Annotated in this window: 18 protein-coding genes; 10 read left to right on the top strand and 8 right to left on the bottom strand. The window is 66.2% G+C overall.

Going from position 1 to position 19,935, the window contains the following annotated elements; all coding sequences use genetic code 11:
• Window positions 1–40 precede the first annotated feature (40 nt).
• The 3 genes from pth to QX039_RS20205 all read right to left on the bottom strand — a co-directional run bounded on the left by pth (window position 41) and on the right by QX039_RS20205 (window position 1,884).
• Window positions 41–646, bottom strand: a complete 606-nt coding sequence (gene pth / locus QX039_RS20215) for an aminoacyl-tRNA hydrolase (protein ID WP_315733976.1) — start codon at window positions 644–646, stop codon at window positions 41–43.
• 72 nt (window positions 647–718) lie between these two features.
• On the bottom strand, window positions 719–1,408 hold the full coding sequence (locus tag QX039_RS20210; RefSeq protein WP_315733977.1) for a 50S ribosomal protein L25/general stress protein Ctc: 690 nt from the start codon (window positions 1,406–1,408) through the stop codon (window positions 719–721).
• A gap of 185 nt (window positions 1,409–1,593) precedes the next feature.
• The gene (locus QX039_RS20205; RefSeq protein ID WP_315714079.1) at window positions 1,594–1,884 is read right to left on the bottom strand and encodes an accessory factor UbiK family protein; all 291 of its coding nucleotides are present in this window, start codon (window positions 1,882–1,884) and stop codon (window positions 1,594–1,596) included.
• A 257-nt stretch (window positions 1,885–2,141) separates the two neighbouring features.
• Between QX039_RS20205 and lgt the strand changes: the two genes are divergently transcribed.
• From lgt to QX039_RS20155, 10 genes are all read left to right on the top strand, one after another.
• Entirely contained in the window at window positions 2,142–2,999 is an 858-nt protein-coding gene (gene lgt / locus QX039_RS20200; protein WP_315733978.1) for a prolipoprotein diacylglyceryl transferase, read from the top strand.
• Window positions 2,996–4,123: a class I SAM-dependent methyltransferase gene (locus QX039_RS20195; protein ID WP_315733979.1), complete on the top strand. Its 1,128-nt coding sequence runs from the start codon at window positions 2,996–2,998 to the stop codon at window positions 4,121–4,123. The genes lgt and QX039_RS20195 overlap by 4 nt, the downstream gene beginning before the upstream one ends.
• A 20-nt stretch (window positions 4,124–4,143) precedes the next feature.
• Entirely contained in the window at window positions 4,144–4,890 is a 747-nt protein-coding gene (gene pgeF, locus QX039_RS20190) for a peptidoglycan editing factor PgeF (RefSeq protein ID WP_409998862.1), read from the top strand.
• Window positions 4,891–5,088: 198 nt separating this feature from the next.
• Complete coding sequence (locus QX039_RS20185; protein ID WP_315733982.1) at window positions 5,089–5,652, top strand: hypothetical protein; 564 nt, start codon at window positions 5,089–5,091, stop codon at window positions 5,650–5,652.
• A gap of 186 nt (window positions 5,653–5,838) precedes the next feature.
• Window positions 5,839–6,792, top strand: a complete 954-nt coding sequence (locus QX039_RS20180) for a ribose-phosphate pyrophosphokinase (RefSeq protein ID WP_315735662.1) — start codon at window positions 5,839–5,841, stop codon at window positions 6,790–6,792.
• A 1,048-nt stretch (window positions 6,793–7,840) separates the two neighbouring features.
• Entirely contained in the window at window positions 7,841–9,073 is a 1,233-nt protein-coding gene (locus QX039_RS20175; RefSeq protein WP_315733985.1) for a benzoate/H(+) symporter BenE family transporter, read from the top strand.
• 124 nt (window positions 9,074–9,197) lie between these two features.
• Entirely contained in the window at window positions 9,198–10,517 is a 1,320-nt protein-coding gene (locus QX039_RS20170) for a sugar ABC transporter substrate-binding protein (protein ID WP_315733987.1), read from the top strand.
• On the top strand, window positions 10,514–11,449 hold the full coding sequence (locus tag QX039_RS20165; RefSeq protein WP_315733989.1) for a sugar ABC transporter permease: 936 nt from the start codon (window positions 10,514–10,516) through the stop codon (window positions 11,447–11,449). Before QX039_RS20170 ends, QX039_RS20165 begins: the two co-directional genes overlap by 4 nt.
• On the top strand, window positions 11,446–12,270 hold the full coding sequence (locus tag QX039_RS20160; protein ID WP_315733991.1) for a carbohydrate ABC transporter permease: 825 nt from the start codon (window positions 11,446–11,448) through the stop codon (window positions 12,268–12,270). The genes QX039_RS20165 and QX039_RS20160 overlap by 4 nt, the downstream gene beginning before the upstream one ends.
• Before the next feature lie 273 nt (window positions 12,271–12,543).
• Window positions 12,544–13,638, top strand: a complete 1,095-nt coding sequence (locus QX039_RS20155; RefSeq protein ID WP_315733993.1) for an HWE histidine kinase domain-containing protein — start codon at window positions 12,544–12,546, stop codon at window positions 13,636–13,638.
• A gap of 6 nt (window positions 13,639–13,644) precedes the next feature.
• On the opposite strand, the gene QX039_RS20150 is transcribed toward QX039_RS20155, so the two are convergent.
• The 5 genes from QX039_RS20150 to QX039_RS20130 all read right to left on the bottom strand — a co-directional run bounded on the left by QX039_RS20150 (window position 13,645) and on the right by QX039_RS20130 (window position 19,838).
• Window positions 13,645–14,460 carry an XdhC/CoxI family protein gene (locus tag QX039_RS20150; protein WP_315733995.1) on the bottom strand — a complete coding sequence of 272 codons (816 nt, stop codon included), beginning with the start codon at window positions 14,458–14,460 and terminating at the stop codon, window positions 13,645–13,647.
• 216 nt (window positions 14,461–14,676) lie between these two features.
• Window positions 14,677–15,882 carry a VWA domain-containing protein gene (locus tag QX039_RS20145; protein ID WP_315733998.1) on the bottom strand — a complete coding sequence of 402 codons (1,206 nt, stop codon included), beginning with the start codon at window positions 15,880–15,882 and terminating at the stop codon, window positions 14,677–14,679.
• Window positions 15,879–16,748, bottom strand: coding sequence for a MoxR family ATPase (locus tag QX039_RS20140; RefSeq protein WP_315734000.1), 870 nt, complete (start codon window positions 16,746–16,748; stop codon window positions 15,879–15,881). The genes QX039_RS20145 and QX039_RS20140 overlap by 4 nt, the downstream gene beginning before the upstream one ends.
• Before the next feature lie 169 nt (window positions 16,749–16,917).
• Window positions 16,918–19,341 carry an aerobic carbon-monoxide dehydrogenase large subunit gene (locus QX039_RS20135; RefSeq protein ID WP_315771843.1) on the bottom strand — a complete coding sequence of 808 codons (2,424 nt, stop codon included), beginning with the start codon at window positions 19,339–19,341 and terminating at the stop codon, window positions 16,918–16,920.
• Complete coding sequence (locus tag QX039_RS20130) at window positions 19,338–19,838, bottom strand: (2Fe-2S)-binding protein (protein ID WP_315771842.1); 501 nt, start codon at window positions 19,836–19,838, stop codon at window positions 19,338–19,340. The genes QX039_RS20135 and QX039_RS20130 overlap by 4 nt, the downstream gene beginning before the upstream one ends.
• Window positions 19,839–19,935: the final 97 nt, after the last annotated feature.

Genomic DNA, 19,935 nt, shown 5'->3' with positions numbered 1-19,935 from the left:
GACCCGTCCCGCATCCTTTTAGACGACGGCCCGAAGCGCCTCACACGGCGCCAGCGTCGCCCTTGTCCAGAAAACCTTTGGCCTGCAGCGCCAGATGCACCTTGTTGGCGAAGGTGGAGTCGCGCCGGCCCGTCAACAAACCTGCATTGTCGGCGACCGCCTCGCACAGCGCCTCGACCCAGGGCATGTCGGATTTGGCGAAGTCCGACAGCACGTGGCCGTGCACCAATTCCTTGACGCCGGGATGGCCGATGCCGAGCCGGACGCGGCGATAGTCGTTGCCGAGATGCGCCGAGATCGAGCGCAGCCCGTTATGGCCGGCAATGCCGCCGCCGACCTTCACGCGCAGCTTGCCCGGCGGCAATTCCAGCTCGTCCTGAAACACCGTGACGTCGCCGACGCCGAGCTTGAAGAAGCTGGTCGCCTCCTGCACGGCGCGGCCGGATTCGTTCATATAGGTCGAGGGCTTCAACAGGATGACGCGCTCGGAGTCCAGCGTGCCTTCCGAGGTCTCGCCCTGAAACCTGCGTCGCCACGGCGAAAAGCGGTGACGCCGCGCGATCTCGTCCACGGCCATGAAGCCGATATTGTGCCGGTTGCGCGCATATTTCGCGCCGGGATTGCCGAGGCCGACAAACAGCAGCATGACGCGGCATCCGCACCCGCCGTCGCTTCGGGAAGCACGGGACCCGCCCGTGCTTCCCGCAAGCGGAACGGCTTACTTCTTCTTGTCGCCGCCAGCCGGCGCCTTGGCAGCGGCCGCGGGAGCCTTCGCAGCGGCAGCCGGAGCAGCGGCAGCGGGTGCCGCGGCGGCCCCAGCAGCAGCCTTCTGCTCCTCGCCATAGCCGGACGGCGGCACGATGGTCACGAGGGTGGCGTCGTCGCGCGACAGCGTCTTCACGCCGGTCGGCAGCTTGACGTCGGAGATGTGCAGCGAGTGGTTGATCTCGAGCGCGCTGACATCGGCCTCGATGAACTGCGGGATGTTCTCCGCCAGGCACTCGAGGTCGAGCGTGTGGGTCACGATGTTGACCGTGCCGCCGCGCTTGACGCCCGGCGCGGCTTCCGAACCCACCACATGCAAGGGCACGCTGACGCGGATGGTCGCGCCCTGGCCGAGCCGCATGAAGTCGACGTGGATCGGGAAGTCCTTGACCGGATCGAGATGGAAGTCGCGCGGGATCACCCGGTGCTTCTTGCCGTCGAGGGTGACGTCGAAGATCGTGGTCAGAAACCGGCCCGCAAGGATGCGCTGGCGCAGCTCGCGGTCTTCCACCGAGATCGGCAGCGGGGGCTGGTTGTCTCCATAAATCACTCCGGGCACTCTCCCGGCGCGACGCTCTGCCCGTGCGGCCCCCTTGCCGACTGACGGACGGGCGGTCGCCTTCAGTTCTCTGACGGTCGCCATCGTGTTAAGTCCTTGTTTTAAAAAGTTAAAGGCCGCGATGCGGCCCGTTGCTGGACGTCCTTCGGCAAGCCTCCAGGGGTGCGGGGGCCGCGGACGTGGCGGCGTTCTAGCGGCAAACCTGGGAAATGACAAGGAAATGAAGGGGCCGCCTGCCCCTCCCGTCCCAGGGCGACCCGGCCGCGGCGTCAGCCGTCCGCGCTGCCGGCACCCGGCGGCGTGCCGGCCGCGCCGCCCAGCTTGGCTTCCAGCGCCGCGATCCGGGCCTTCAGCGCCTCGTTCTCCTCGCGGGCGAGCCGGGCCATGTCCTTGACCGCCTCGAACTCCTCGCGCTTCACGATGTCCAGGTCGTTCAGGATCTTTTCCGCCTGGTTGCGGATGACGGAATCGACCTCCCGCTTCATGCCCTGGGCGGCACCGGCGGCATCGTTCATCAGGCGGCCGAGTTCGTCGAAAAACCGGTTGTTGGTCTGGGTCATGTGAGAAACTCCGCGTCCCGCGACGAGCACGATTGTGGAAGACAGAATGGCGATCCCTGTCGCCGCCCGCAAGATGGGCCCGTCTTGTCATGCCTTGGTTTCCTTGTCATCGTACTTGTTGCGCCGGCCCGCGGCGCTGGTATGAGCAGCCCTGAGATCACATCGCGCCGCGCCTGTTCATGTGGCGGGGCCCGTTCGAAGCCCGCATCGCCCGGGGGCTTCCAGAAGCGGGACGCCGTGTCCACGAAAGCCAGTGAATGACGCCTCTCCTCATCGACTTCCCCGTGTTCGATCCGGTTGCGATCGCCATCGGCCCGTTCGCGATCCGCTGGTACGCGCTGGCCTATATCTGCGGCATCGTGCTCGGCTGGCTCTACGCTCGCTCGCTGCTGAAGAAGGACCGGCTGTGGGGAGGCCCGGCGCCGATCTCGCTGCCACAGCTCGACGATTTCATTCTCTGGGTCACGATCGGCATCATTCTCGGCGGCCGCACCGGCTACGTGCTGTTCTACAACCTGCCATTCTTCATCGACCATCCGCTGGAGATCTTCCAGCTGTGGAAGGGCGGCATGTCGTTCCATGGCGGCTTCATGGGCTGCGTCATCGCCGTGATCTGGTTCAGCCGCCGCAACGGCCTGCCGATCCTGTCGCTCGGCGACCTCACCACCGCCGTCGCTCCGATCGGGCTGCTGCTTGGCCGCATCGCCAATTTCATCAACAGCGAGTTGTGGGGCCGCACGGCCGATCCCAGCCTGCCCTGGGCGATGATCTTCCCGCGCGATCCGACCCACCTGCCGCGCCATCCGAGCCAACTCTACGAAGCCGGCCTCGAAGGCATCCTGCTGTTCATCGTCCTGGCGATCATGATCCGGATCGGCGCGCTGAGGCGGCCCGGCATGATCCTCGGCAGCTTCATCGGCCTCTATGGCACGGCGCGCATCGTCAGCGAGCTGTTCCGCGAGCCGGACGAGCAACTCGGCTTCCTCTGGCGCGGCCTGACCATGGGCATGCTGCTGTCGGTGCCGATGCTGATCGTCGGCGCCGTTCTCGTGGCACGGGCGCTGCGCAGGCCCGAGAGTCGTCAAGCCACTCCCCCGCTGCAGGCCAATCCGTGATCGAAACGTCTCCGCTCCACACCGAGATCAAGCGGCTGATCAAGGCGTCCGGCCCGATGCCGGTCTGGCGCTACATGGAGCTGTGCCTGATGCATCCGGAGCACGGCTACTACATCTCGCGCGATCCGCTCGGACGCGAGGGCGACTTCACCACCGCCCCCGAAGTGAGCCAGATGTTCGGCGAGCTGCTCGGGCTGTGGGCGGCCTCGATCTGGAAGGCGGCCGGCTCGCCGCAGCAGTTCCGGCTGATCGAGCTCGGGCCCGGCCGCGGCACCATGATGTCGGATGCGCTGCGGGCGCTGCGCGTGCTGCCGCCGCTGTACCAGACGATCTCGGTTCACATGGTCGAGGTCAATCCGGTGCTGCGTGAAAAGCAGAAGGCGACGCTGACCGGCCTGCGCAACGTCACCTGGCACGAGAGCTTCGACGAGGTGCCGGAGGGCCCCAGCGTCATCTTCGCCAACGAGTATTTCGACGTGCTGCCGATTCACCAGATGGTGAAGCGCGAAACCGGCTGGCACGAGCGCGTGGTCGAGCTCGACGAGGAGGAGAACTTCGTCTACGGCGCGGCCGCCGATCCGACGCCCGGCTTCGAGCTGCTGCTGCCGCCTCTGGTGCGCGCCGCCCCGGCCGGCGCGATCTTCGAATGGCGGCCGAACACCGAGATGATGGCCATCGCCAGGCGCATCCGCGACCAGCGCGGCGCCGCCGTCATCATTGATTACGGCCATGTGCGCAGCGACGTCGGCGACACCTTCCAGGCCATCGCCCGTCATAGCTTCGCTGATCCCCTCAAGACACCGGGGCTTGCCGACATCACCGCCCATGTCGATTTCGACGCGCTGGCGCGGGCCGCGGAAGCCGTCGGCGCGCGCGTTCACGGCCCGGTCACGCAGGGCGAGTTCCTGCAGCGGCTCGGCATCGAAACCCGCGCGCTGACCCTCATGCAGAAGGCGTCGCCGGAAGTCTCGGAGGACATCGCGAGCGGGCTGAAGCGCCTGACCGGCGGCGGCCGCGGCGGAATGGGGTCGCTGTTCAAGGTGGTCGGCATCTCCGATCCGGCCATTCCGGTGCTGGCGGGCATCAGCGACGAACACACCAACGAGACGACGGGAGGCGCATGATGCTGGTATCATCGGATGTGATGTCCGCGATTCCTGGCCTGCGCCACGCGTTCTTCACCCGCGAGGGCGGCGTCTCCGACGGCATCTATGCCGGGCTCAATGGCGGGCTTGGATCGAATGACGTGCCGGAGAACGTCCGCGAAAACCGCCGCCGCATGGCCGTCCATCTCGGCGTCGCGCCCGACCAGTTCCTCAGCCTGCACCAGATTCATTCGCCCGACGTCGTGGTTGCGACCGGGCCCTGGGACGGCCCCGTCAGGCCTAAGGCCGATGCGCTGGTGACCACGACGCCGAATCTCGCGATCGGCGTTACCACGGCCGATTGCGGGCCGATCCTGTTCGTCGACCCGCATGAGCGCGTCATCGGCGCGGCCCATGCCGGCTGGAAAGGTGCGCTCACCGGCGTGCTCGAAGGCACGCTGCAGGCGATGGAGGAGCTCGGCGCAGAGCGCGGCCGGATCATTGCCGCGATCGGCCCCCTGATCCGCCAGCCGAGCTACGAGGTCGGCGCCGAGTTCGTCACGCGCTTCCTCGACGACGACGCCGAGCACGCGCGCTTCTTCCTGCCGTCGGTTCGCGACGGCCACGCGATGTTCGACCTCGCCGGCTTCATCCGGATGCGGCTGGAAAACGCCGGCGTGCTGCTGATCGACGATCTCGGCCTCGACACCTATGTCGACGAGCGCTTCTTCAGTTACCGCCGCTCGGTCCATCGCAACGAGCCGGACTATGGCCGGCACGTCCACGCCATCATGCTCGAAGGCTGAAGCTGGGCGCCATTGTGGCCGCATGTGGATTGCTTAACCCTTTCTGTACAACTGAGTGCACTCTGTCCCGATCTGTGGCAGCCGCGACCTAGACGTTAATCGATTTTAACGATATCGCTCCCGACGATGAGGGGAGCGCCGACACCACTTCGACGGATCAGCCGCGCTGCGCAGCACGCCTGCGTTGCCGTTTTGCTGATGACGTCCGCCGCAACGCTCGGCGGCTGCGCGACCAGCAGCGGTGGTCCGTCCAACGCCTATGCGATGGCGCCTGCATCCGATAGCGCCACGATCGCCTTCGAGCAGATCGACGGCCCGCCGCCGCAAATCTTCGATCGCATGGTCAGCGTGCTCGACAGCGAGTCCAAGCTGCGCAGCCTCGCCATCGTGTCGCGCGAGGCCCCTGCAGCGTATCGTGTCCGCACCTATCTCTCCGCCCAGGTCGTCAGCGGCAAGGGCGTGATCGCCTGGGTGTTCGACGTCTACGATCGCAATCAGCAGCGCGCGCTGCGGCTGTCGGGCGAAGAGCCGGTCGGACGCGGCGGCCGCGATCCGTGGAACAATGTCGACGACATGGTGCTTCGGAAAATCGCGCAGGCTGGCTTCAGCGGACTTTCGAACATGCTGAACGGCACCGCGCCGGCCGACAGCGCGCCACCGGCGGCGCCGGCCGCCCGCGGCCCCGCGGTCGCCGCGGCCGAGCCCGCATCGCCCAGATCCGACGGCACCAGCGTCGCGGCCCTCGGCTACACCGACCATTAGGCAAAGAGGCGCAATTTGCGCCGTTCTTGACCGGGAAAAACACCTGTTTGACCGGGAAAAACGCCTGCGGCGGGTTGCCATGCGCGCAGTGTCCTTGATATCACCTCGCCCGTGCAAAACTGCCGGTTCCATGGATAGCCCGATATGCTGAACAAGGTCTCCAGCGAGACGCGAGGAGAATTCACGATGTCGGCCAAGAACGGCTCCATCAAACTCGTCGCCGGCAACTCCAATCCGGCCCTCGCCGCCGGCATCGCCGCTGAACTTGGGCTGCCGCTGACGAAAGCGGTGGTCCGGCGCTTCGCCGACATGGAGATCTTCGTCGAGATCCAGGAGAACGTCCGCGGCTCCGACGTCTTCATCATTCAATCGACGTCCTATCCGGCGAACGACCTGCTGATGGAGCTCCTGATCATCACCGATGCGCTGCGCCGCGCCTCCGCGCGCCGCATCACCGCCGTGGTGCCCTATTTCGGCTATGCGCGGCAGGATCGCAAATCGAACTCGCGCACGCCGATCTCGGCCAAGCTCGTCGCCAATCTGATCACCCATGCGGGCGTCGACCGCGTCATGACGCTCGATCTGCACGCCGGCCAGATCCAGGGTTTCTTCGACATCCCCACCGATAACCTTTTTGCCTCGCCGCTGATGGTGCGCGACATCAAGGATCGCTTCGATCTCTCCAGCCTCATGGTCGTCTCGCCGGACGTCGGCGGCGTGGCGCGCGCCCGCGGCTTGGCCAAGCGCATCAACACGCCGCTCGCCATCGTCGACAAGCGCCGCGAGCGTCCCGGCGAGTCCGAGGTCATGAACGTGATCGGCGACGTCTCCGGGCACACCTGCATCCTGATCGACGACATCGTCGATTCCGGCGGCACCCTGGTGAACGCGGCCGACGCGCTGCTCAAATACGGCGCCAAGGACGTCTACGCCTACATCACGCATGGCGTGCTCTCCGGCGGTGCCGCGACCCGCATCACCTCGTCGCGCCTGAAGGAGCTCGTCATCACCGACTCCATCATGCCGACCGAAGCGGTCCGCAACGCGCCCAACATCCGCACGCTGGCGATCGCGCCGCTGATCGCCGAGGCGATCGGCCGCACGGCGGCGGAAGAATCGGTGTCGAGCCTGTTCGACTGACCTCGGTTGTCTGCGAACGTCGCCTCATCCTTCTCGCGCTAGAACTCGATTTGGCCACCCTCCTCTGGAGGGGGAGGGTCGATCGCACGCGAAGCGGGCGAGCGGGGTGGGGTGATCTCTCCGCAGGCTCTGGTGCAAGTGGAGAGATCACCCCACCCCGCCTCACGTCTCGCTTCGCTCGTCGTGAGGCGACCCTCCCCCTCCAGGGGAGGGTGGACAGCTTGCCCCGTACGCCGTCATTGCGAGGAGCGCAGCGACGAAGCAATCCAGGGTGCCTCAACGGAGAGATCCTGGATTGCTTCGCTGCGCTCGCAACGACGCCCGCGGTGTCTTTCATGGCAACATTGTCTGCCGACATCTGGAGATACAGCTCCGCGATCTCGCGACGCATTTTGCGTCCGAGCTTTGCTCATCGTGCCGCCCTCACGAGATGAAGGGCGCAGGGAAGGCCGGGCGCTGGCCGCGCCCGTGGCCCGCCTGCTGAAAAAAAAGCAGGCGGCAGGTACCACAGGTCTGGCCGAACACACCCGGCCCTCCCTGCGCGATGGCTTTAACGGCTGCTTCGCGTTCTCCCCGGTGCACCGGCTTTTGGCCACCGTGCGCCCCATGCGCTTTAAGCGCATGACGCGGGATACCAGCATCGGGGTATCAGGACCGCGCGACTTGACCGTGCGTGCCGAGTTGTTCGTCGGCGCGAAAACGCGCTGCAACCCGACCCGCCCATCGCATTCCGCTGCCGACGTCCATGACGACCGCGATACGTCCCCTCCGACGCAACGGAACGAGCGGGACCATAATGCTGATTTGGCGAACTCGACAAGCGATTTATTTTTATCCGAAGGGCTGGACAGGATTCAGGGAGACGAGCTGATTTTGGTCGACGGGCAGCATTGGAGCCAACCAGCAGCCGACGGCGAGGATGCATTCGGCGGATTAGCGCAGCGTCATCCGCCAATCAGCCCCCCGCCTTGCACGCCCCGTCCGCTTCGGCCAACATCCCCCACGACACCAACGACAACAACAAGAACCCCGCCCGAGCCGCCTTCCCATGTTCAGCGCCATCGAACGTCCCGCAGGCCCGCCGCCGGCAGCGGGGCAGATCACCAGCGATTTGGGCCCACTCTATGTGTCACACGGCTTCATCGGCTGGCTGTTCGCGATCACCGGACCGGTCGCCATCATCCTGTCGGTCGGCGCCAATGGCGGGCTGTCGCAAGGCGAGATCGCGTCGTGGATCTTCGGCGTGTTCTTCATCAACGGGGCAATCACGCTGCTGCTGTCGTGGCTCTATCGCGAGCCGCTGGTGCTGTTCTGGACCATTCCGGGCACCGTGCTGGTCGGCCAGTCGCTGACGCATCTGACCTTCCCGCAGGTGGTCGGCGCGTTCTACGGCACGGCGCTGCTGATGCTGATCCTCGGGCTTAGCGGCTGGGTCAAGCGCGCGATGCAATTGGTGCCGATGCCGATCGTGATGGGCATGGTCGCCGGCGTGTTCCTGCGCTTCGGGCTGGATCTCGTCCGCGCCGTGTTCGCCGACTTTGCCATCGCCGGGCCGATGGTCGTGCTCTGGCTGCTGTTGACCGCGCTCCCTGCGCTGGGCCGGCGCTGCCCGCCGATCATCGGCGCGCTCGTCATTGGCACGCTCGCAGCCATCCTGTTCGGCAAATACGACCAGAGCGCGTCGCTGCAGATCGCGCTGATCCGGCCCGTGATCCAGACGCCGTCCTGGTCGCTGGCGGCCATGATCGAGCTGATCGTGCCGCTCGCGGTCACCGTGCTGGTGGTGCAGAACGGCCAAGGCTTTGCGGTGCTGACCGCCGCCGGCCACACGCCCCCGGTCAATGTGGTGACCGTGGCCTGCGGCATCGGCTCGGCGCTCGCGGCTGTCGTGGGCGGCGTGTCGACCTGCCTGACCGGACCGACCAACGCCATCGTCGTCTCCGGCGGCGAGCGCAAACGTCACTATTCCGCGGCGATGGTCGTGGGCGTGCTTGCGCTCGGCTTCGGCCTGCTGGCGCCGACCTTCACCACGCTGCTGCTGATCGCGCCGAAATCATTGATCACCGCGCTGGCGGGCCTCGCCATGCTGCGCGTGCTGCAAACGGCGTTCGTGACCGCGTTCAGAACGAACTTCTCCCTCGGCGCCCTGATCGCCTTCCTGGTCACCGTCGCCGACGTGCCACTGCTCAACATCGGCGCCGCGTTCTGGGGGCTCGTCGCTGGCTTTGCACTGTCGTGGCTGCTGGAGCGGGCGGATTTCACAGCCGCATCGGGCGCATAACGGATTGCCGCATCGCACCACGCGCTGTCGTCGCATTCCCAGCCGAACGGGCACCATGCTGTTGCAGCGCCGCTGGATCGCGCTACACTTCACGACCAAACAAGAAGTCTTCTGGGAGGATATGATGACCGCGATCACGCGCCGCAACATGCTTGCGGGCACGGCAGCAGCAGGCGCGCTGGCGCTCACCGGCCAGCCGGCCTGGTCTGAGCCGCAGTGGAAGAAATATGCCGGTACCAAGCTCGAGGTGATCCTCGCCAAGGGGCCGCGCGGCGACAATCTGCAGAAGAACATCAAGGAATTCACCGCGCTGACCGGCATCGAGGTGGAATCCGAGCAGATCCCGGAGCAGCAGCAGCGACAGAAGGTCGTGATCGAACTGTCGTCGGGCAAGCCGAGCTTCGACGTCGTCCATCTCAGCTATCACGTGCAGAAGCGGCAGTTCGAGAAGGCCGGCTGGCTCGCCGACATCACCGACTTCATGAAGGATCCGAACCTCACGGCGCCGGACCTCGTGCAGAGCGATTTCTCCGCCGCCGGGCTGACTTACGCCAGCAACGACAAGGGCCGGATGTTCTCGCTGCCATGGTCGGTGGACTACTTCATCCTCTACTACAACAAGGAGCTGTTCGCGAAGAAGGGCGTCGAAGTGCCGAAGACGCTCGACGAGATGGTCACGGCGGCGCAGAAGCTGACCGATGCCAAGGACGGCACGTTCGGCTTCGTCGGCCGCGGCCTGCGCAACGCCAACATGACCCTGTGGACGAACTTCTTTCTCAACTACGGCGGCGAGTTCCTCGACGCCAAGGGCAACATCCTGACCGACGGCCCCGAAGCGATCGAGGCCACCAAGCTGTATCAGAAGCTGCTGACCACCTGCGCGCCGCCCGGCGTGGCCGGCTTCAACTGGATGGAGTCGATGGCCTCGTTCACGCAAGGCCGCTCGGCGATGTGGATCGACGGCGTCGGCTGGGCGCCGCCGCTGGAGGACGCCAATGCCTCGCGCGTGGTCGGCAAGGTCGGCTACACCGTGGTGCCCGCCGGACCGAAGGGACAGTACTCGGCGACCTATGGCGACGGCATCGGCATTGCGGCTGCGAGCAAGAACAAGGAAGCCGCCTGGCTGCTGTGCCAGTGGCTTGTGTCGAAGCCGCAAGGCGCCCGCCTGGTGCAAGCCGGCGGCGGCGTACCGTTCCGCAACTCGGTGCTCAACGATCCCGGAGTCCAGGGCGGCGTGAAGATGCCGAAGGAGTGGCTGCAGTCGGCGATCGACTCCGGCAAGATCTCTAAGCTCGGCCTGCCCGTGATCATCCCGGTCGCCGAATTCCGCGACCTCGTCGGCGCTGCGTTGACCGCCACCCTGTCGGGCGCCGATCCCGCGACCGAGCTGAAGAAGGCGCACGAGCAGTTCCGCCCGATCCTGGAGCGCAGCGAGAAAGCGTGAGCACGATCGTCGAACAGGCCGGCGCGGCAGCGGACGCCGCTGCGCCGGAACGTGCGTTGCGGCCGCCGTCGTACTGGCCGTTCGTGGTGCCGGCGCTGGTCACCGTGCTCGCGGTGATCATCTTTCCCTGGCTGTTCACGATCTGGATGAGCTTCCAGGAGTGGAAGGTCGGCTCACCCACGACCTTCGTCGGGCTGTCGAACTACCTGCGGCTGCCGGCCGACCCGCGCTTCGTCGAGTCGGTCGGGCACACGCTGTCCTACACGGCTCTATCGGTGCTGCTGCCGCTGGTGCTCGGCACCTTCGCGGCGGTGATCTTCCATGCGCGCTTCCCGGGCCGGGGGCTGCTGCGCGCGCTGTTCATCATGCCGATGATGGCGACGCCGGTGGCGATCGCGCTGGTGTGGACGATGATGTTCCACCCGCAGCTCGGCATCCTGAACTATCTTTTGTCGCTGGTGGGCCTGCCGCCACAGCTCTGGGTGTTTCATCCGGGCACGGTGATCCCCTCGCTGGTGCTGGTCGAGACCTGGCAGTGGACGCCGCTGGTCATGCTGATCGTGCTCGGCGGCATCGCCTCGCTGCCGACCGAGCCCTATGAGAGCGCGCAGATCGACGGTGCCTCGACCTGGCAGATGTTCCGCTACATCACCTTGCCGCTGATCATGCCGTTCCTGTTCATCGCCGCGATGATCCGCGCCATCGACGCCATCAAGAGCTTCGACATCATCTTCGCGATCACCCAGGGCGGGCCGGGCTCGGCGTCGGAGACCATCAACCTCTATCTCTACAGCGTCGCCTTCGTCTATTACGACCTCGGCTATGCCTCGGCGATCGCGGTGGTGTTCTTCGCGCTGATCATCGCGCTGACTGCGCTCTTGCTGGTGCTGCGCCGGCGCGCACAGTGGAATGCGCTGGGGAGCGACGCATGAGCGCGCAGACCATCCTCGGCCGGCTCGGCCTCGCGCTCGGCGTCTTCCTCATCGTCTCCCCGGCGATCCTGTTCTTCCTCTGGATGATCTCGCTGTCGGTGAAGTTCGAGGTCGACAACGCCGCGTATCCGCCGGTGTTCTGGCCGGAGCATTTCGCCTGGAAGAACTATGCCGACGTGCTGTCGTCCAACCGCTTCTTCACCTATTTCAAGAACAGCCTGCTGGTGACCGGCGGCGCGACTTTTCTCGCCATGCTGGTCGGCGTGCCCGCCGGCTACGGCATCGCACGGATGGCCGCGCATAAATCGGCGATCGTGATCCTGATCGCGCGCATCACGCCCGGCCTGTCATACCTCATCCCGCTGTTCCTCTTGTTTCAGTGGCTCGGCCTGCTCGGCACGCTGTGGCCGCAGATCATCATCCATCTCGTCGTCACCGTGCCGATCGTGATCTGGATCATGATCGGCTATTTCGAGACCACGCCGATCGAGCTCGAGGAAGCCGCGCGCATCGACGGCGCAACGCGCTGGCAGGTTTTCCGCCACGTGGCATTGCCGGTGGCGAAGCCCGGCCTCGCGGTCGCCTTCATCCTCGCGGTGATCTTCTCCTGGAATAATTTCGTGTTCGGCATCGTGCTGGCCGGACGCGAGACCCGCACCTTGCCGGTCGCGGTCTACAACATGATCTCGTTCGATCAGCTCTCGTGGGGGCCGCTCGCGGCGGCGGCGCTGATCGTGACCCTGCCGGTGCTGCTGCTGACCGTGTTCGCACAGCGGCAGATCGTGGCCGGCCTGACGGCGGGTGCGGTCAAGGGGGGCTGACGGGTATAATGCATACCAAAGAGAACCTGCGGCGGAATGCCGAACTTGCCTTGGTCAGGCCATAGTCTACCACTTGGTTACCTGCGTGGAACCGGGATTCGCCCCGCCCTGAAGCGCGGCGATGGCCGCGTTGATGGCTTCATCTCGTCTCTGCGCCGGCTTCGTTCCAGCCGAATACCACTGCGCCGCACGATCGACCGGCTCCGGATTTGCGCTCCGTCCGGTCCGTCTTGCAACCTGTCACCGGCTGAACGCCCGACCGACGAAAGCTGCATGACGTCCGATCGCGACGCCTCCGCGCCAGACCGATTGACTTCCCTGTTGCAGACCGAGCTGCTCGACTCGCCGCCGGAGCCGGGCTTCGACCGCGTCACGCGCCTGACCACGCGGCTGTTGCAGGCCCCAGCGGCGATCATCGCGCTGGTCGATCGCGACCGGCAGTTCTTCAAGAGCTCGGTCGGCCTGTGCGAGCCATGGGCGTCGCTGCGCGAGACGCCGCTCAGCCACTCCTTCTGCCAGCACGTCGTGACCTCGGCGCAGCCGCTGGTGATCAGCGACGCCAACGAGCATCCGCTGGTGAAGGACAATCTCGCGGTGCCGGTTCTCGGCGTGATCGCCTATCTCGGCGTTCCCCTGCGGCTGCCGAGCGGCGAGGTGATCGGCGCGCTCTGCGCCATCGATCACGAGCCGCGGCCGTGGAGCGACGACGACATCGCCCAGCTCACCGAGCTCAGCGAGATCGTGATGGACGAAATCGCACTGCGCACCGAGAATGCGCGGCGGCGCACGGTCGAGCAGCACCATCGCGTGCTGGTCCACGAGCTCAATCACCGCGTCAAGAACACGCTGGCGCTGGTCGACAGCGTCATCGCGCTGAGCATCCGCGCCGATTCGGCGCTGGCCGAGTTCGGCGAGGTGCTGCGCGGCCGTATCGCGGCGCTGACGCGCAGCCACGCGCTGGCGCTGGATCGCGGCCGCGAAGCGATCGCGCTCAATGAGCTGGTGTGCGCCGAGCTGGCGCCGTTGCAGTCCGACCGGATCGCCGTCGACGGCCCCGCCCTGCAGCTCGCGCCGGGCATCGCGCTGTATCTGTCGATGGGCCTGCACGAGCTCGTCACCAACGCGGTGAAATACGGCGCGCTGTCGAACGATGCGGGGCGGGTGACGCTGGGCTGGACCCATGCCGACGGACGGCTCAAGCTGTTCTGGCAGGAGAACGGCGGGCCGGATGTCTCCCCGCCCGCACGCAACGGCTTCGGTTCGCTGCTGTTCGAGCGCATTCTCGGCGCCGCGCTGAAGGGCGAGGTCACGCGCGACTTCGCGCCGGACGGGCTCAGGGTCTCGTTCGACCTGCCGCTCGCGCCGTGACGGAATTCAGCCGCGCTGGCCGCGCCGCCGCACCTGAGTGATCTCGGCCAGAATCGACATCGCGATCTCCTCCGGCGTGATGGCGCCGAGATCGAGGCCCGCCGGGGCCTTGACCTTGTCGAGCAGCGCGGCGTCGATGCCGTCCTTGATCAGCTTGTCGCGCAGGCTGTCCATCTTGCGGCGGCTGCCGACGAAGGCGTGGTAGGCCGCATCGCAGGCGAGTGCGGTGCGCAAGGCCGCCTCGTCGCCCTTGCCTTGCGTCGACACCACGACGAAGCGGCTGCTCCCGGCCGGTTGATCCAGCGCGAAGCCATCGATCAGCACATCGGCCTCTGGTGTCGTGACGAGATCGGACGCCGGCGCCGCCAGCGTCACGTGATAGCCGAGCGGCCGCGCCTGCGCGGCGAGCGACAGCGCCACCGGGCTCGCGCCTAAGATCACCAGCGCGGGATACGGCAGCACCGGCTCGACGAAGATGTCCATCGTGCCCTTGCTCGGACACATGTTGGCGGCGAAGCGCACGCCCTCTTTCATCTCGCCCGGCTTGACGCCGAGCTCAGCGAGCAGGTCGTCCGGCTGCACCGAGACCATGCGCGGGACACCGTCGGCGAGCGCCTCGCGCGCGGCTTTCAGCACCGCGCCACGGGCGCAGCCGCCGCCGATCCAGCCCGCAACGATGGCGCCATCCGGTCGGATGATCGCCTTGGCACCGGCCTTTGCCGCGGTCACCGACACCGTGCGCACGACGGTGGCGAGCACGAAGCTTTCGTCGGCAGCTTTCAATTGGGCGGCGAGATCGAGCAGTTCGGAGGAGGTGGTCATGGGTGCCTCCTCTGGCGCACGTTCGAGGCAGTCTGCAGCAGCACTGAAGGTCTGTTCCCTCCCCCCTCGTGGGGGAGGGTTAGGGAGGGGGGCGTCTTGCACCGAACTCGGGGTGCCCCCCTCCCCAGCCCTCCCCCACAAGGGGGGAGGGAGCCGACCGCCGATGCCGAGGCAGTCTGCGTCAACAACACTTCAGAGCGGCTCACCCTCGTCATCTCACAACCTCGCCAAATAAGGCTCGAGCGCCGCGAGCGAGCCCAGCGTATGCGCGGGCGCGTAGAGATCGACATGCGGCAGCGCCGCCTTGATGCCGCGGGCTTCCGGCGCGTAGCCGTGCCAGCCGAGCATCGGATTGAGCCAGACGATACGGCGGCAACGGCGTCGCAGTTGCGCCATCTCGCGGCCGAGCAAGGCTGGATCACCGGTGTCGTAGCCGTCGGAGACGATCATCACGCAGGTGCGCGAATGGATGACGCGCGGCGCGTGCCAGCGGTTGAAGGTCGCTAGGCTTTCGCCGATCCTGGTGCCGCCGCCGGCGCCCTGCGCCATCATCGACAGCCGATCCAGCGCCCGCGCGGCATCCCTCTCCTTCATCGCATCTGAGACGTGAGCCAGCCGGGTGTGAAACAGGAACGCTTCGGCCTCGCGGAAGGCGTCGAGCACGCCGTGGATGAAGCGAACAAACACCGACGTATAGGGGCTCATCGAGCCGGAGGCGTCGAGCAGCACCACCAGCCGGAGCGGCTTGGGCTTGCGGCGGCGATGCACCAGCGCGATCGGCACGCCGCCATGGCTGATGTTGCGGTGGATGGTGCGGCGCAGGTCGAGCCGCTCGCCCTTGCGCCGGAGCTGATCGCGGCGGGTCAGGCGCGTCTGCATGGCCTGGGCGAGCCGCGCCGCCGCCTCATGCGCCAGCGCGACCTGGTCGGGATCTGCGAGCTTGCGGAAGTCGGTATCGCTGATGGACTCCACGCGCGAGGCACCTTCGCGGACGCCCTCGCCGGCCGCCTCGCGTGGGGTTTCGTCAGAGGGAATCTGATCGGTCGGGCCGTGATGCCCCTGCCGAGCAGCATTCGCATCCTGCAGACTCTTCAGGGACGGGCTGTTCGCCGATTGCGGCGACCCTGCCGTCAGAACGCGCGAGCGCACGCGCTTGCCGAGCCAGAACGCGTCGAACAGGCCGTCGAAGCGATCCCACTCGCTCTTGCGCGCCGAAAACAGGTGCTTGAAGGCGGAGCGCAACAGGCCGGGCCTGTCGGTATAGCCTGCGGTCATCACGGCTGCCGCATCCTGCCCCTCCGACAGGCCGACCGCAAAGCCGTTGTCGCGCAGCGTCTTGAGAAATGCGCTGAGGCGTCCCGCGACCAGCCGCGCCACCGCATCCATGTCCTCATGATCAGGCGTGGCGCCACAGCAGCTCATGCGACCTTCCCCAACAATCGCGCGGCGACCTCGCGGGTGATGCGGCAGCGGTCCTCATGCGTCTTGAGCAGACACATCAAGGTGTCATGCACCACCTCCGGCTGGTCCTCGAGGTCGCGCACATCGAGCCCGACCAGCGCGGCTGCCCAGTCCAGCGTCTCGGCCACACCCGGCACCTTGCGCAGCTCTTCTTTTCGCAGGCCCTCGACCAGGCGCGCGATCTGCAGCGCAAGCGACGCCGACGCGCCATCGATCCGCGCCAGGATGATGCGGGCCTCGCGATCGACATCGGGATAGTCCACATAGTGATAGAGGCAGCGCCGGCGCAGCGCGTCCGACAGCTCGCGGGTGCCGTTCGAGGTCAGCACCACGTGCGGGATGCTGATGGCTTTGATGGTGCCGAGCTCGGGAATCGATATCTGGAAGTCCGACAGGAGCTCCAGCAGGAACGCCTCGAATTCGTCGTCGGCGCGGTCGATCTCGTCGATCAGCAGCACCGGCGGCGTGGCGCGGCGGATCGCCGCAAGCAGTGGCCGCTCCAGCAGATACTTCTCGGAGAAGATCTGGTCCTCGATGGTATCCGGCTGGCCGCGATGCGCCTCGATCGCAAGCAGCTGGCGCTGGTAGTTCCACTCGTACAGCGCGGAGCTCTGGTCAAGACCCTCATAGCATTGCAGCCGGATCAGCTCGGTGCCGTGCACGCAGGCGAGCGCCTTGGCGACCTCGGTCTTGCCGACCCCGGCCTCGCCTTCCAGCAGCAGCGGCCGCTTGAGCAGATGCATCAGCGCGATCGCAGTCGCAAGCTCGCCATCGGCGATGTAGCCGCAGGCGGAGAGCGATTGCGCGATGTCGTCGCGGGTTTTCATGTCAAGTTCGACTGCTGCGTCATCGGAGGTGAACTCCCCTCCCCCTTGTGGGGAGGGGTTGGGGGTGGGGGTCTCCACGCACACTGCCCGTGGGGTACCCCCCTCCCTAGCCCTCCCCCACAAGGGGGGAGGGAACGCGCGCGCGCGGCGAACGCCAACGCCTTCAATATTACGACCCCAATACGCCCAGGTTCTTCGCTGCCTGCCAGTTGCGCCAATAGTCATGCGGCATCTGGATGTGCGTCGAGCCTAAGAACGAGAACGCGTCATTGACCGCGTTGGAGAACGCCGGCACGCCGCCGACATTGGGGCTTTCGCCGACGCCCTTGGCGCCGATCGGGTGATGCGGCGAGGGCGTCACCGTGAAGTCGGTCTCCCAATGCGGCGTCTCGACCGCGGTCGGCATGAAGAAGTCCATGAACGAGCCGGTCACGACATTGCCCTCGGAATCGTAGCGGATCTCCTGGCCCATCGCGATCGCGAAGGCTTCGGTGAGGCCGCCATGAATCTGGCCCTCGATGATCATCGGGTTGATGCGGGTGCCGCAATCATCCAGCGCATAGAAGCGCCGGACCTTGTACACGCCGGTGTCGACGTCGATGTCCATCACGCAGAGATAGGCGCCGAACGGATAGGTCATGTTGGGCGGATCATAATAGCTGACGGCCTCCAGCCCCGGCTCCATGCCCGGCGGCACGGAGTTGTAGGCCGCCCAGCAGATGTCCTTCATCGACATCACCTTCTCGGGCAGGCCCTTGACCCGGAAGCCGTCGATGTCCCATTCGAGATCGTCCTCATGGACCTCGAGCTTGTAGGCCGCGATCATCTGCGCCTTGGCCTTGATCTTGCGCGCGGCCATGGCGATGGCTGCCCCTGCGACGGGCGTCGAGCGCGAGCCGTAGGTGCCGAGACCATAGGGCGCCGTGTCGGTGTTGCCCTCCTCGACCATGATGTTGTCGGCGGGAATGCCGATCTCGCTGGCGATGATCTGGGCCCAGGTGGTCTCGTGCCCCTGGCCCTGGCTCTTGGTGCCCATCCGCGCAATGCCGGCGCCGGTCGGATGCAGCCGGATCTCGCAGGAATCGAACATCGCGATGCCCAGGATGTCGCAGTTCTTCGACGGACCGGCGCCGACGATCTCGGTGAAGAAGGAGACGCCGATGCCCATGATCTCGCGGGTCTCGCCGCGCTGGAAGGCGGCGCGCTTCTCGGCCTGCTCCTTGCGCAAGGCCGCGTAGTCCACGGCCTCCATCATCTTGCGCATGGCGGTGTGGTAGTCGCCGGAGTCATATTCCCAGCCGAGCGCCGAGTGATAAGGAAACTGCTCCGGCCTGATGAAGTTCTTCAGGCGTAGCTCGGCCGGATCCATGCCGAGTTTCTGCGCCAGAATGTCCATGCCGCGCTCGATGCAATAGGCCGCCTCGGTGACGCGGAACGAGCAGCGATAGGCGACGCCGCCCGGCGCCTTGTTGGTGTAGACGCCGTCGACGACGCAATGCGCGACCGGGAAATCATAGGAGCCGGTGACGATGTTGAAGAAGCCGGCCGGCCATTTCGACGGATCGGCGCAGGCATCGAAGCCGCCATGGTCGGCCAGCACGTGGACGCGCAGGCCGGTGACCTTGCCGTCCTTGGTCGCAGCGATTTCCGTTGTCATGTGATAGTCGCGCGCAAAGGCGGTTGCGGTCAGATTCTCGATGCGGTCCTCGACCCATTTGACCGGCTTGCCGGTGACGATGGAGGCCACCGCGGCGCAGATGTAGCCAGGATAGGCGCCGACCTTGTTGCCGAAGCCGCCGCCGATGTCGGGCGCGATGACATGGATCTTCTGCTCCGGGATCTTCGCGATCAGCGACACCACGGTGCGGATGACATGCGGCGCCTGGAAGGTACCCCAGATCGTCAGCTCGCCCTTGATCTTGTCGAACGAGCAGACGCACTGGCAGGTCTCCAGCGGCGATGGATGGGTGCGGTGATAGGAGATCATCTCCTTGATCGTGACGTCGGCCTTCTTGAACGCGGCGTCGGTGAGCTCCTTGTCGCCGACGCTCCACTCGAAGATGTGGTTGTGGTGCTTGCGCGGGCCGTGCGCGCCCGAGGTCTTGCCGACGAGGTCCTCGCGCAGCACGGGCGCATCTGAATCCATCGCCTTGAACGGATCGACCAGCACCGGCAGCGCCTCGTACTCGACCACGACCTTGTTGACGCCGTCATCGGCGGCGTAGCGGTCGGTGGCGACGACAAAGGCGACCTCTTGGTTCTGGAACAGAACCTTGCCGTCGGCGAGCACCATCTGCACGTCGCCGGCCAAGGTCGGCATCCAGGCGAGGTTGACGGTCTTCAAGGTCTCGGCGGTGATGACCGCGAGCACGCCGGGCACTTTCAGCGCCTCCTCGGTGTGGATCGCCTTCACCCGCGCATGCGCATGCGGCGAGCGCACGAAGTCGCCGTGCAGCATGCCCGGCAGCTTGACGTCATCGACGTAGTTGCCCTTGCCTTGGGTAAAGCGGATGTCCTCGACGCGCTTGCGCCGGCAGCCCATGCCTTCGAGCGCGGCTTCGCGTTGTTCCCGCGTGGGAGTCATGTCGTTCATTCCGCGGCCTCCTGGAATTCAACGCCGTTGATCTTGGCGGCGGCGTATTGGATCGCCTTGACGATGTTCTGATAGCCGGTGCAGCGGCAGATGTTGCCGGAGATGCCGGCGCGGATCTCGGTCTCGGTCGGCGACGGATTTTCCTTGAGCAGCCGATGCGCGCGGAGAATCATGCCCGGCGTGCAGAAGCCGCATTGCAGGCCATGCATCATGCGAAAGCCTTCCTGCAGCGCCGACAGCGATCCGTCGGCGTTGGCCATGCCTTCGATCGTGGTGATCTCGGAGCCGTTGGCCTGCACCGCGAGCATGGTGCAGCTCTTCACGCTCATGCCGTCGATGTCGATGGTGCAGGCGCCGCAATGGCTGGTCTCGCAGCCGATATGGGTGCCGGTGAGCTGCGCCTGCTCGCGCAGGAAATGAACCAGCAGCGTGCGTGGCTCGGCGAGGCCCTCGACCTCGCTGCCGTTCACCTTCATCGTGATATGGGTTTTGGGCATTCGTTGCTCCCTGGGAAATCGCAAAGCTTGGGCACCACTTGAGCCGCAGTGTCAGTGCGCTCCCCTCCCCCTTGCGGGGAGGGGTCGGGGGTGGGGG

The sequence above is a fragment of the Bradyrhizobium sp. SZCCHNR1043 genome (assembly GCF_032489675.1).
Classification (GTDB): domain Bacteria; phylum Pseudomonadota; class Alphaproteobacteria; order Rhizobiales; family Xanthobacteraceae; genus Bradyrhizobium.
The sequence above is the reverse complement of the archived record's forward strand: the minus strand, read 5'-3'. Positions and strand labels throughout refer to the sequence as shown.